12 protein-coding genes and 1 tRNA gene are annotated in these 12716 nt (G+C 34.4%); 3 read left to right on the plus strand and 10 right to left on the minus strand.

Annotation, left to right across the window (positions count from 1 at the left end; all coding sequences use genetic code 11):
• Positions 1 to 16 precede the first annotated feature (16 nt).
• The 3 genes from BN358_RS17315 to BN358_RS17325 form a co-directional block, all read right to left on the minus strand.
• On the minus strand, positions 17 to 1180 hold the full coding sequence (locus BN358_RS17315) for a M20 family metallopeptidase (protein WP_019229796.1): 1164 nt from the start codon (positions 1178 to 1180) through the stop codon (positions 17 to 19).
• Positions 1181 to 1189: 9 nt separating this feature from the next.
• Positions 1190 to 2560, minus strand: coding sequence for a YfcC family protein (locus BN358_RS17320; protein ID WP_040583903.1), 1371 nt, complete (start codon positions 2558 to 2560; stop codon positions 1190 to 1192).
• A gap of 129 nt (positions 2561 to 2689) precedes the next feature.
• Positions 2690 to 3604, minus strand: coding sequence for a LysR family transcriptional regulator (locus BN358_RS17325; RefSeq protein ID WP_019229798.1), 915 nt, complete (start codon positions 3602 to 3604; stop codon positions 2690 to 2692).
• 368 nt (positions 3605 to 3972) lie between these two features.
• Here BN358_RS17325 and BN358_RS17330 point away from each other — a divergent pair, with 368 nt between their 5' ends.
• The 3 genes from BN358_RS17330 to BN358_RS17340 all read left to right on the plus strand — a co-directional run bounded on the left by BN358_RS17330 (position 3973) and on the right by BN358_RS17340 (position 4805).
• On the plus strand, positions 3973 to 4179 hold the full coding sequence (locus BN358_RS17330; protein WP_019229799.1) for a helix-turn-helix transcriptional regulator: 207 nt from the start codon (positions 3973 to 3975) through the stop codon (positions 4177 to 4179).
• A complete protein-coding gene (locus tag BN358_RS17335; protein WP_019229800.1) occupies positions 4172 to 4579 on the plus strand; it encodes a hypothetical protein in 408 nt (135 codons plus the stop codon). The genes BN358_RS17330 and BN358_RS17335 overlap by 8 nt, the downstream gene beginning before the upstream one ends.
• Positions 4580 to 4732: 153 nt before the next feature.
• Positions 4733 to 4805, plus strand: a tRNA-Arg gene (locus BN358_RS17340).
• A gap of 814 nt (positions 4806 to 5619) precedes the next feature.
• Here the strand turns inward: BN358_RS17340 and BN358_RS17345 are convergent.
• The 7 genes from BN358_RS17345 to BN358_RS17375 form a co-directional block, all read right to left on the minus strand.
• Entirely contained in the window at positions 5620 to 6690 is a 1071-nt protein-coding gene (locus tag BN358_RS17345; RefSeq protein ID WP_019229801.1) for a DegT/DnrJ/EryC1/StrS family aminotransferase, read from the minus strand.
• A 175-nt stretch (positions 6691 to 6865) separates the two neighbouring features.
• The gene (locus BN358_RS22555; RefSeq protein ID WP_083851647.1) at positions 6866 to 7093 is read right to left on the minus strand and encodes a creatininase family protein; all 228 of its coding nucleotides are present in this window, start codon (positions 7091 to 7093) and stop codon (positions 6866 to 6868) included.
• A 113-nt stretch (positions 7094 to 7206) separates the two neighbouring features.
• The gene (locus BN358_RS17355; RefSeq protein ID WP_019229803.1) at positions 7207 to 8283 is read right to left on the minus strand and encodes a M42 family metallopeptidase; all 1077 of its coding nucleotides are present in this window, start codon (positions 8281 to 8283) and stop codon (positions 7207 to 7209) included.
• Between the two features lie 14 nt (positions 8284 to 8297).
• On the minus strand, positions 8298 to 9056 hold the full coding sequence (locus tag BN358_RS17360; protein WP_019229804.1) for a creatininase family protein: 759 nt from the start codon (positions 9054 to 9056) through the stop codon (positions 8298 to 8300).
• Between the two features lie 65 nt (positions 9057 to 9121).
• Positions 9122 to 10705, minus strand: a complete 1584-nt coding sequence (locus tag BN358_RS17365; RefSeq protein ID WP_019229805.1) for an ABC transporter substrate-binding protein — start codon at positions 10703 to 10705, stop codon at positions 9122 to 9124.
• A 54-nt stretch (positions 10706 to 10759) separates the two neighbouring features.
• Positions 10760 to 11719, minus strand: a complete 960-nt coding sequence (locus BN358_RS17370; protein ID WP_019229806.1) for an ABC transporter ATP-binding protein — start codon at positions 11717 to 11719, stop codon at positions 10760 to 10762.
• A gap of 16 nt (positions 11720 to 11735) precedes the next feature.
• Positions 11736 to 12695 carry an ABC transporter ATP-binding protein gene (locus tag BN358_RS17375; protein ID WP_019229807.1) on the minus strand — a complete coding sequence of 320 codons (960 nt, stop codon included), beginning with the start codon at positions 12693 to 12695 and terminating at the stop codon, positions 11736 to 11738.
• Positions 12696 to 12716 lie beyond the last annotated feature (21 nt).

The raw sequence follows: 12716 nt of genomic DNA on the forward strand, positions 1-12716 counted from the left end.
AAAATTAAATCCGGTACTACAGTAAGGATTTTGTTTTTTTAAACTCTTCCTTTATTTCATCTATTAAGTTTTCTGTTACAATCAAATCAAATACAGTTGCAGCCAGTATTTTTGAAGCACTGATTATTGCATCATGACCTCTGCTTGTCTTTCCATCGTTCAGGAATTCCTGTGAATGGGATGAAGCACTTTCATCAACAAAGGCAATCCTTATAACAGCTCCAGGCAGCAAATAAGTAACATTTCCAAAATCCGTAGATCCAGTTTTCTCTCTTGCAGGCTTTATTGAAGGTGCATTGATAAGCTCCGCATTTTTCATAATCACATCGTTAAGAATGTATGAAGGTACTTTGCTTTCAAGTCTTTTTTCTGATACAAGTTCATAAGTTGTTTCAGTCATAAGGGCAGCGCCTTGAACAATCTTGCTGAATCGTTCTTTAACTTCATCCAAATATTTTGAACTGTAGGATCTGAGGCTGAATGAACCCACAGCTGTCTCCGGCACAACATTGGCTGCTCCTCCTGCATCCAGTACTGTATAGTGCATTCTGGTATCTTCCGACACATGTTCCCTTAAAAATTCCACTGCGTGGAATGTCAGCAGCAAAGCATCCAGCGCACTTCTGCCTTGCTCCGGTCTTAAGGCTGCATGTGAGCTGGTTCCGTGGAATGTGACCCTGATGCTTTCTGCAGCCAATGATTTTACATCTACCTGGGTCAATGGGCCCCCATGCATCATAAGAGCAACATCCAGTTCTTTAATAAAACCTTCCTTAAGCATTATTATTTTTCCGCCTCCGCCTTCTTCAGCCGGAGTTCCGTAAACAGTAAGCTTAAAAGGTTTATTACTGCATAAATCTTTAACGGCAACGGCAGCTCCAAGTATTGCAGGTCCCTGCATGTGGTGGCCGCATCCGTGACCCATGGGCAAGGCGTCGTACTCACAAAGAAGTCCAATGTTTGGACCTCCTTGTCCGTTTTCATATACTGCTTTGAAAGCGGTATTGAGACTTCCCAATCCACTTTCAACCATAAAACCTTCTTCTTCCAGATAATCCTCGAGAACCTTGCTTGCTTTTACTTCATTAAAAGACAATTCCGGGTTATCAAAAATATAATCTGCTATTTCAATTAATTTACATTTTTGAGCATTTATGCTATCAAATAATTTTTCTTTCATTTAAACTCCTTAAATTGGACCTAAATTAATGATCTGAGCTCCTAACATCAGGACACTGCCTGTTGCAACCCAAATCAGGAACAGCTTCCACATGAACTTCATCCATCTGTCGTAAGGGATGTTGGATGCACCTAATATTCCCATGAGAGCCGTTGATGTGGGCAGAATATAATTACAGAATCCATCCCCAAAATTGAAGGCAAGTATGGATGTCTGCCTTGTCATTCCAATCATATCAGCCAATGGAATAAATATAGGCATTACAGCTGCAGCCTGTCCGCTTCCTGAAGTGATGAACATGTTGATTATTATGTTTGCTATATATAGGAATGGACCCTGCATATATTTCGGGATTGATCCCAAAGCCTGTGCGAAGGCATGTATTGTTGAATCCATTATCAAACCTGCAGTGAGCACATTAGATACACTTCTTGCAAGCCCTATTATCAAGGCAGCACCAATCATTCTCTTGGAACCGTTTACAAAACACTTTGCAATTTTGCTTGGACCATATCCCGCTGCTATTCCGGCTATTATTGCCATCCATACAAATGCAGCTGCTGTTTCTTCCAAATCCCATTCAAGCTTGATTCCGCCATAAACGATAACTCCTAAAACAGCAAATAATGTAAGTATTACCATCCACTTTCTTGTGGTCATGGGCTCATCAAAACTATCAGCATTGCCCTGTATGCTTTCTTGTTTGTCTAAATCATACATTGGGCTCTGTTCAGGATTTAGTCTTATTTTCTTTGCATACTTCACCAGGTATATATTGGTTATGATAAAGAACACCACAAAGCTCACTGTCCTGTATCCTATTCCGGAGTACAGCGGTACTTCAGCTATCTTCTGAGCAACTATTGTTGTGCTTACATTAAGCGTTCCGGTTGAAAAACCTACAGCACCTCCTAGAAGAATAATGCCTGCACCTACAATAGAGTCAAAACCAAACCCTCTTGCAATCATTACCATAATAGGTGCAAATCCAATGAATGTATTAACACCCTGAGTAGTGCAGATCAAAGCAAAAACCAGTGTCAATATAGGTATGAAAACAGACTCCTTAGTTGAATACTTTTTCGCAAACATTGCTATTAATGACTGCAATGCACCTGAAGTGGTTATTACGTCAAAAGCAGCACCGGAAAACAGTATAACGAAAATAAGATTTGCAGTTTTAAGATAACCTTCAACAGCAAACTGCGGTATTTTTAAGGGGTTTACGGGTGAGCTTTCAACGTACTCGAAAGTGTTTGGGTCTATTACTTTCATTCCTTGAGCATTTTCAACCCTTGCATATTGTCCTGCGGGTATAATCCAGGTCATAGCTGCGGCAAAAATAACTACGAGTGCTACAATTACCAATGAGTGCGGCATCTTAAAGCTGCCTTTTTTAATTTTTTCCAATATAACAACTCCTTTTTATATGTTTTAGCTAAGCAACTAACAGTCTATAATGGAAAAAAAATTTTGTAAATGTTTTCAATATTATAGCAACTATTACTTTTACTTATTTAGCAGCAATGTTTTTATAGATTCCACTATGTTCATGAAATTTGGTATCTGGCTGCTGTTTTTCGTATAAGCTATGACAAGCTCAGAAGGTGTTTTTTCCTGCTTTATATTCAAGTACATTACATTTGCAGGATTCATGTTGTCAGCGTAGCTTTCCCTGTTGAAGCCGACTCCCAGGTTTCTTGAAACCATAGATATTATAGTTTCTATGTTTCTAATTTCAATGATTTTCTTAGGTTTGAATTTTTCGCTTTTAAACAGCAATTCACATATATCTCTTAGACTTTGACCCCTATGTGGAAGTATCAGAATTTCATCTTTAATGTCCTCTATGCTTATCCACGGGTACTTGTCTGCTTCATTCCAGTTTGTCTTGCTTCTCAAACTGCTTAAGCTGTTGATTGCAACAAGAATCTTATCTTCTTTAATGCGTTCGTACACAAGGTTAGGCTTTCTTTCAAGGCATGTATAGATAATTAAATCCAGCCTGTTTTCTTCTATCATTTTTTCTAATGTGAATATTACTCCCTCATAGAAAACTATTTCGATATTGGGGTGTGTCTGTTTAAAAAGGCATATTATGTCAGCAACAATAAATGGAGATCTCCTGGCCTGAACTCCAATTCTTATCCTGCCGTTGACACCTTTTTCAAACAGACTTAGTTCCAGATTGAACTCATTCTGAAGCTTGAGCATAGCTTTTGCTTTCTCCACATACCTTTCTCCTATATATGTCAGGACAAATCTGTTATTTACCTTTGCAAACAACTGTACTCCTAAGTTCTGTTCCAGGTTGCTGATATAAGTGCTAAGAGCAGGCTGTGTTATAAAAAGCTGATCAGCGGCCTTAGAAATGTTTCCGGTTTCAGCTAGAGTACAGACATATGTCTGTTCCTTCAAATACATTTTACCACCTCCTTGTAAATTGATATTATAATATAAACTTATAGCTTGTATAAATTAAAATTATATTCAAAATTCAGCATAATAATTATGACCATAAATATCGATTTATTTAATATTGCACACTTCAGTATACCATAAGAACGCAAAATACGTCTATTATTAATTAAATTTTTCTTAGTTCTCCATGAGTATAAATTGAATATTGTTTCATGAATAAATTATTAAAACAAAGTCTATTAATAATTTTTTATAAAATAAATGTAAAGCTAGCTTGACATCGCATAATTTATCTGTTATTATAGATGTAAAGTTAACTTTACAAAACGTGCTCATGCATGTAAAGCACGCTTTACCTGGAGGTGATACAATTGAAAAACCGGTTAGAAGAAATAAGAAATGAAAAAGGGATAAATCAGGAAGATTTGGCCAAAGCACTGTCGGTATCCCGGCAAACAATTAGTTCATTGGAAAACGGACGATACAATCCATCAATTTTGCTTGCATTTAAAATAGCAAAATACTTTTCAATGGACATCGAAGATATTTTTATTTATGAGGAGGAAAATAATGAATAAAATTAAAAACAGAACAATTTATTTTGGATTCATCATGATTTTGGGCATATCACTATTTGCTGCATCTGAAATTTTCGGATTGCTGGACACATATTGGAGCGGTATGGGAGTTGGTTTTATAGTAATATCAATCATAAGGCTGACTCAATTACATCGTTATAAAAATGATGACAGTTATGCTGAAAAAATGAATGTACAAAACAATGATGAAAGAAACAGATTCTTGGCCGAAAAAGCTAGAAGCATGACATTTTATTATTCAATTTTGATTGAAGCAATTGCACTTATTATCTTGAGGATTTTAAAATTTCCAGAAGCAAGTACAATAATAGGGTATGCCGTATGCGTTCAGTTATTAATTTACTATGTAAGCTATTTATGGCTTAAGAAAAAATATTGATATTATAAGAGGTAAAATACTGATAAGTTACAAGTATTTTACCTCTTGCCTTTAGAAATTATTTCATAACAAAATTACTATTCTCAACATTTAAAATAATTATTATGAAACTATTGAAATTATCACGACTTTGTAATATAATCTATTAGTCGCGGGCCATTAGCTCAGGGGATAGAGTGGCAGACTTCGAATCTGTTCGTCGGGGGTTCGAATCCCTCATGGCTCACTAATTGCAGTGGTTACAAGGTTTGAATGCATACTTTAAAAATGTATTTAGCCAATATTTAGCCACATGGAAAATATTAAGATAATCTTCGATTAAAAAAGACTAGATAAATTTATCTTGTCTTTTTTATTTGTAACCTTAGTAAACGCTGGCTGGACAAAGTAAAAGTAAAAGGGCAGAACCTACACAATAGTGTATGGCTGCCCTTAATTTTTTATATATAAATTAACTTTGCAAAAATACTACAAAAGACACGCTGATTGGCCAGAGTCTTATATGTTAATTAACTATATTTCGCAACTTTCCCAATCTCATGTGCTTCTTTATGTTTTGAGCGAGTAGCTTTACCTCCCCAAGTGATAGGATGTAATATGTAATTAACACTTCTTTTAATTTCAATGTTTTTACGTCATAACTTCTTTATATAATAACTACATTTTACTTTCTTTTATAATAAAAAATGTCCTAATTATTATATTGCTATTATATTCTCTGCATAATATTGTTAACGTAGACAAGAACTTTTTTGCTTGGTATAATATTGGTGAAATTATGTATTTTAGCTCGTCAAATATGTAGTTAGTTTCTGCATTCTTGTCTTAACATTTATTCCTTTTTTGATGCACAGCTGAATGGGGTAAAGAAATGCTTGAAAGAACTGTTAATTATGAAGCAGATTTTATTTTAAAGTTTGAGAAAGTAAAGCTATAAACATAAAGGTTTAACAAACAATATTTTACTTTTTTAATATATCCACTCTAATAAAAAGAAAAAGCCATTTCATTAAAACTGGCTTTTTTCTTTTGAAATTTATTTATAAATTATATTCGAATCTTTCTAAAATATCGCAAATATATTGCATCTGCTTTTCATTATATCTTTGATCGCAAGAAATCGATAAAACATTATTATATATGTAATTAGCATTTGGGAATGATTCTAAATTTACTGAATCATTTATAGGCCAATAAATCGTACTAATGATTTTATTACTTGTTAAATAGTTTTGTAAATCTGATCTTTTGTTTGAATAAATTGTAAGGTGACTTGGAACAGAATCATCATCAAGATCAGGAAATACTAATGTGAAATTTAAATTTTCTTTCAGATGATCAATGAGATATTGATAATTAGCCCTTCTTCTTTCAACCAAAGCTTGTACATTAAAATGCTCTGCTACTTTTATGGAGTCTTCATCACTTTTATATATGTTAAATACTTTTCGTAAATTCATTTCAGCATTCCAGAATATTTTTGTTGCTTCTTGTAAATTATCGGAATCTGAATGCTCTAAATATTCTTTTTTCATGCTCATGGCTAAATTTCTGGCAGCAATATGATTTTTATCAGAATCTAATAGGCCAAATGTAAATTTTCCATGTGTTTTAATTGCAAATCCGCCTGATGCGATACCTATCCATTTTCGCAAACTTCCGACAATATAATCACAATTATGGTCAATGCCATTTCTTGAGAACATGGAATGAGTTGTATCTTCTATCACTGAAACACCGTTTTCTGAACATAGTTTAATAAAATTCCTGTCATAATAACAAAATCCAAAATATCCACATATTAAAATTACACTGATTTTTGTAATCAATTCATTGTTGAAAATTGGTTTCATATTTTTATCTATATCATAAAACACCAGTTCATAACCAGATTTCACAAAAGGGGCTATTACGGTTTCGCAAGTATACGCCGGTAAATACGCTATTCTTTTTTTATCCTTTAATTTAAGATCCTCTAATGCATAGTATATGCCACAACGACCGGACATTAAATATGCCAAATCACCATCAATAGGGCACATGCTTTTTAAAAAGTTATTTTTATTTTCATTTAGTTCCTCATTACAAAAAAAACCACCAATCTCATTCATATGGACCTCCAGTTGCCGCTACCGATGGCGGCACGTGTTATAAATGGTGTGCGGGTGTCACCACTTTTTTATATTTATTATAATACACCTTATTTAATGCAACTCTATTAAGAACAGGTGTTTTTCCACCATGCCCATTTAAAAATATAATTCTTCTTGCACCATAATTAAATAATTACTCTGTTATTTTTGTCATTATTAAAAACAAACCTTCATGCCCTATAGAAAATGTTCCAGGAAAATTCATATGATGGTCAACCATGCCAAAGGGCATAACCAGAATGCTTAAAATATCCACTTTTCTTTCCAGCAATTCTACAATTTTATCAGGTATTATGAAATCTGTTCCCAAGCCAAGATGTGAATCATAATTTTCCACACTCCCAAGAGGTACTATAAAAATATCTTTTTTTTAAAAATATTCTTGTATCTGCATCTATGAATGATGTTCTAACCTCATGGCGTTTCTCCCTTTGAATCATTATAAAATTATAATTATATAATTATATTTGAAAATTAAAATTTATTTAACACATCTACGTCTAAACTTTTTATAATCTCACAAGCCAAAGCCACTCCGTTAGCATAATCTTCATATGAAGATATGCCGAAATGAGTGTGAGCATATCGAACCGGTATTCCTATAACAATTGTTGGTACCCCCTTATTTGATAAATGAATTGCAGCTCCATTTGTAGAACCGGATTTTCTTACAGATTCTTGAGCCGGTATATTATTCTTTTTACATAAATCTAAAGCAAAACGTTGAAATCGAGGATTAGTTATCATTTTTGAATCAATATGTCTCAACATGGGTCCTTTTTTTATTGCAGTTTGTATTTCATACTCAGGAACAACAGTATCATCAGCTGGGCAGCCTTCAAATACTATTGCTATATCAGGTTTAACTGTATTTGCTGTCAATGTGGCGCCCCTAACACCTACTTCCTCTTGCGAAGCAGTAGCACCTACTATATCAACATTCAATTCGACATTTTCAAGCTCCTTAAGCGTACTAATAATTGAAGCACACCCTAACCTGCAGTCAAAACTTTTTCCTATCATTAAATCATGCTCATCAATATACTCAAAAGATACTGCCGGGCAAATAGGTTCACCAATTCTAATTTTAAACTTATCGGTAGCCTCCTCTTTTGACGTAGCACCAACATCAACTGTGATATCATAAATATCCAATGGATTCCTTCGTTCTTTTTCTGTCATAAAATGAGGTGGTTTGCTTGAAGTAATACCTAATATATATTCACATTCAGAATTTCTAACCCAAACTTTGTGAGCAGGTATATTGCTGTTTATCCACCCACCTATAGGTATTATTTGCAATGTTCCATTTGGTCTAATTGCTTGTACCATAAATCCAACTTCGTCACTATGAGCGTCCAATTGAACTATCGGCCTGTTTCCTTTATTTCCTTTCCTATATACATACAAGTTCCTAAGAGTATCTTCTTTTATTGTACCTAAATCACTTGAATATTTACGCAATTCATTTACCACTAAATCTTCAAAGCCCGAGGTTCCATTTGCATTAGATATATCAGCAATCATTTTTAATGTATTTTTTTTATCCATGTTATTCACCAATTCTATAGTTTTACTAATTTTAATTCTTCTATTAAATCTACTATATAGTTAGCAGTTGTCTGAAGCATTTCTTTACCCCATTCCACTGTTGCGGTATTAGGATGGTCAGGACCAATCCAACCATTTTCAGTAACATTCGGTGTATTCCTTAGCACTTCAAACTCTACTCCTTTAAAACGAATTGTTCTAAACCCGGTTGCTACTAAGTTGTCACTAATATTTTTTAACTCTAATGGTCCGCCTATTTCTTCTTCATCTACTAAAGATGGATCAACACCCATTACACCAGCAGTTTCTTCTCCACCTCCGTGTCCACCTTTCCATTTTGGGTTCATGTCCCATGCCATGAGCCACCAATTAAGCATCACGACCATAGCACCTTTCTTTTCAAATGATAATCCAATTCTTTCTATAACTTTTATATTTCCTCCATGCCCATTTAATATTAAGAGCTTTCTCGCACCATGCCTATATAAATTGTCTATAACTGAATATAAAAATTGATACAATACCTCATTATCAATATTAATTGTTCCAGGGTAATCCTCCAACGATTGGCAAGCACCATATGGGATAGTAGGCGCAATTAATACATCACTTTTTTCCTCAATAAGTTCTAATATTTTATCCGGTATTAATGTATCTGTACCTAAAGGTAAATGTCTGCCATGGCATTCAATGCTTCCGATTGCTATTATAACCATATCATTTTCATCAAAATATTTTTTTGCTTTAGGCCATGTTAAATTTGATAATCTCAATCATTCTTCCTCCTTCTTGTTTTAACAGTACAATCCTACTACATAAAGTAGGATTGTACTTAGAATTATTTTGCTACTTTTACGTTTGTTAACTTGTGATATCCTATAGGATCCATCACAAACCCTTCAACTTTAGCACTAGCACCTGCAGTTATTGTTGAATAATATATAGGTGCATTATTATTGATTTCTTTAAGTAAAATTGATAAGTCTTCATAAGCTTTCAATCTAACACTTTCATCTGTACTAGTTCTTGCTTTCTCAATCAATTTATCAACTTCAGGATCATTCAAAAATGACCTGTTACCAGCAGCACCTTTTTGTGAAGAATGCTCTAAAGAATAGTATGTGTAATCAGCATCAGTCGTTGAAGTAACCCATCCAAAGTATCCCATATCATGTTTTCCTGCAGAAGAATCAGCAATAAATTTACCAAATTCAAGAACCTCAACATTTGCTTTGATGCCAACTTCCTGTAACATTGCTTGAATAGCCTGGCATACTTCTATACGTATCTGATTATCATTTACCCAGATACTTGTTTCGAAGCCATTAGCATATCCAGCTTCAGCTAACAATTGTTTTGCTTTTTCAGGATTGTATTCATATTTACCAGGGCTAAAATAACCGTATACTGCTGGAGCAATTATGGCATCTGCTGCTTCACCTGAACCTGAAGCAATTGTGTCAATTATTAAATCCCTATCAATAGCTATGTTTATGGCCTCTCTAACTTTCTCATTATCAAATGGCTTCTTATTTGTGTTCATAGAAATATAGTAACATGTTAATGATGGAGCTTCAAATAATGTTAAATCCGGGTTGTTTCTAATTTTAGCCAAGTCATTAGGTATTATATCATACGCCAAATCAATTTCACCAGTTTCCAATGCTATTGTTCTTTGTGCAGCTTCAGGTATAACTTTCATTACTAATTTATTAGTTGCCGGCGCCCCAGCATAGTAATCATTAAAAGCTTCAAGTGTTGCAGAATCCCCTTGTTTCCATTCTACAAATTTGTATGGGCCTGAGCCAATTGGGTTTTTAATAAAGGCATCCACATCTTTTTCTACTATTGCTTTAGGAATTATAGCAGAAAATGGTACCGATAGATTTCTTAATGCAGGGGCATATGGCGCATCCAATTTTACCTCAACAGTATAATTATCAATAACTGTAACCGTATCAATAAAGTCTACAATATAAGAAACTGCAGCAGAAGCAATTGCCCTGTCTAGGGAAAATTTTACATCATCAGCTGTAAGTTCAGAACCATCATGGAACTTTATACCCTTTCTTATATGAAAAACATAAGTTGTATCATTAGGTTGATCCCAACTTTCAGCAATTTGAGGTTCCAATTCACCTGTTTTCGCATTTACCACTGTTAGTGTGTCAAATATTTGATCTGTTACTTGTACCGCTGTTGTTTCTTTACCTTGGTGAGGGTCTAAAGATGTTATGTCAGCTCCTTGTGCCCAAACCAATGTATCTTTGTACTGCTTTTCTGTGTTTTGCTGTCCATTGTCGCTTTGTTGTTCGTCATTGTTTGCCGGAGTATTATCCGCATTCTGAGAGCAAGCCACCATCATAACCAACATAGCAACAATCATTGCAAATAATGCGAGTTTTTTTAATTGTCTTTTCATATACTTCTCCTTGTCGTAATTTTTATAAAAACTGTTTTACAGTCTCTACCATATTTAAGCTAATACACAATTTACAAAATGTCCCGGTTCCACTTCTTTAGTTGCAATATCTCCACCGATACAAGATTCAGTAGCATAAAGACATCTTTTTGAAAAACGGCATCCAGGCTTTGGATTAATAGGTGATGTTATTTCTCCCTTAAGAAATATTCTATCCATCTTATAATCAGGATCTGGCACTGGTATTGCAGAAAGTAAAGCCTTTGTATATGGATGAACTGGATTTTCAAATAATTTTTTTGAAGGGGCCTTCTCAACCATTTGACCTAAATACATAACCGCTATATCGTTTGCAAAATGCTTTACAACTGAAAGATCGTGTGTTATAAACATATAAGTCAAATTTAACTCGTCCTGTAAATCCTGCATTAAGTTCAATATTTGAGCTTGAATTGATACGTCTAAAGCTGAAACAGGTTCATCGCATACTATAAATTCAGGGTTAACGGCTAATGCCCTGGCAATACCAATTCTTTGACGTCTACCTCCATCAAGTTCATGAGGATATGTATTTATCAATCTTTTGGCAAGACCAACCAACTCCATTACTTTATCAACTTGTGCATTTAATCCTTTTTTATCTGACTTAAGGAAAATCCCTTGTACCATTAAAGGTTCAATTATTGCTTCACTAACGGTCATCCTTGGATTAAGAGAAGCAAATGGGTCTTGAAAAATTATTTGCATCTTTTTTCTCATATTTTTCATTTGAACTTTATTATATTGTATGATATCTTCACCTTTATATAATACCTTCCCGGATGTTGGTTCATGAAGCCTTAATATTGCACGGCCCATTGTAGACTTTCCACATCCAGATTCTCCAACTACCCCTAAGGTTTCGCCTTTTTTAATAGAAAAATTCATATCATCTACAGCATGTAAAAGTCCGCTTGGCGTATCAAAATATTTTTTTAAATGTTCGACTTTTAATAATTCATCATTTTCAATCATATTATTATCCTCTTTTCTACTGGTAAAGAATGCATCTAACCTTATGAGTTTCACTCAGCTGAACCATATCTGGTAGTTTTTCTGCGCAAATAGGTTTTGAATATTTACATCTATCATAAAATTTACACCCTTTAGGCAGTTTTGTTGGGTCCGGCATTATTCCAACTATAGCTTGCAACCTGTTCACATTTACAGTTAAACTTGGAATAGAGCCAAATAATCCTTCAGTGTAAGGATGTTTTGTTTCTTTATAAATCTCTTTTAATGAGCCATATTCCACTATTTCTCCTGCATATATAATTGCTACATAGTCGCAGTTTTGAGCAACCACCCCCAAATCGTGCGTAATTAGCAACATGGATGTATTGTTTTCTGATTTTAATTTATAAATCATGTCAAGAACTTGTGCCTGAATTGTAACATCTAAAGCTGTAGTTGGTTCATCAGCTATAAGAATTTTAGGATTGCAAGCCAATGCAATAGCAATAACGACCCTTTGCTTCATGCCTCCTGAAAATTGATGAGGATATTCATCATATCGTTCTTTTGGAATACCCACCCTCTCCAACATATCCTCGGCCAATGTTCTCGCATTTGCCTTTGTTATTTTATTATGGTTAATTATAACTTCCATAATTTGTTCTCCAACCGTTAAGACAGGGTTTAACGAGGTCATGGGATCCTGAAAAATCATCGAAATATGTTGCCCACGTATTTTTTGCATTTCCATATTTGTTAATTTTGTTAAATCTTTACCCTCATATAAAACTTGGCCTCCTACTATCTTGCCTGGAGGATTTGGTACAAGTCCCATTATACCTCGTGCCAAGGTAGTTTTTCCTGCACCGGTTTCACCGACTAAACCAAGAGTTTCTCCTACGCCCAATTTAAGGTTAACGCCATTTAGTGCTTGCACAATACCATCATCTGTTTCATAATATATAGTTAAGTCCTTAATATCTAATAAATTACCCATATCATCGTACCTTTCCAATTT

The organism is Sedimentibacter sp. B4 (genome assembly GCF_000309315.1).
GTDB classification, from domain to species: domain Bacteria; phylum Bacillota; class Clostridia; order Tissierellales; family Sedimentibacteraceae; genus Sedimentibacter; species Sedimentibacter saalensis.

Coding starts and splice junctions, on each gene's coding strand:
- BN358_RS17315 (WP_019229796.1), bottom strand. CDS start 1,180: ATGAAAGAAAAATTATTTGATAGCATAAATGCTCAAAAATGTAAATTA.
- BN358_RS17320 (WP_040583903.1), bottom strand. CDS start 2,560: ATGCCGCACTCATTGGTAATTGTAGCACTCGTAGTTATTTTTGCCGCA.
- BN358_RS17325 (WP_019229798.1), bottom strand. CDS start 3,604: ATGTATTTGAAGGAACAGACATATGTCTGTACTCTAGCTGAAACCGGA.
- BN358_RS17335 (WP_019229800.1), top strand. CDS start 4,172: ATGAATAAAATTAAAAACAGAACAATTTATTTTGGATTCATCATGATT.
- BN358_RS17345 (WP_019229801.1), bottom strand. CDS start 6,690: ATGAATGAGATTGGTGGTTTTTTTTGTAATGAGGAACTAAATGAAAAT.
- BN358_RS17355 (WP_019229803.1), bottom strand. CDS start 8,283: ATGGATAAAAAAAATACATTAAAAATGATTGCTGATATATCTAATGCA.
- BN358_RS17365 (WP_019229805.1), bottom strand. CDS start 10,705: ATGAAAAGACAATTAAAAAAACTCGCATTATTTGCAATGATTGTTGCT.
- BN358_RS17370 (WP_019229806.1), bottom strand. CDS start 11,719: ATGATTGAAAATGATGAATTATTAAAAGTCGAACATTTAAAAAAATAT.
- BN358_RS17375 (WP_019229807.1), bottom strand. CDS start 12,695: ATGGGTAATTTATTAGATATTAAGGACTTAACTATATATTATGAAACA.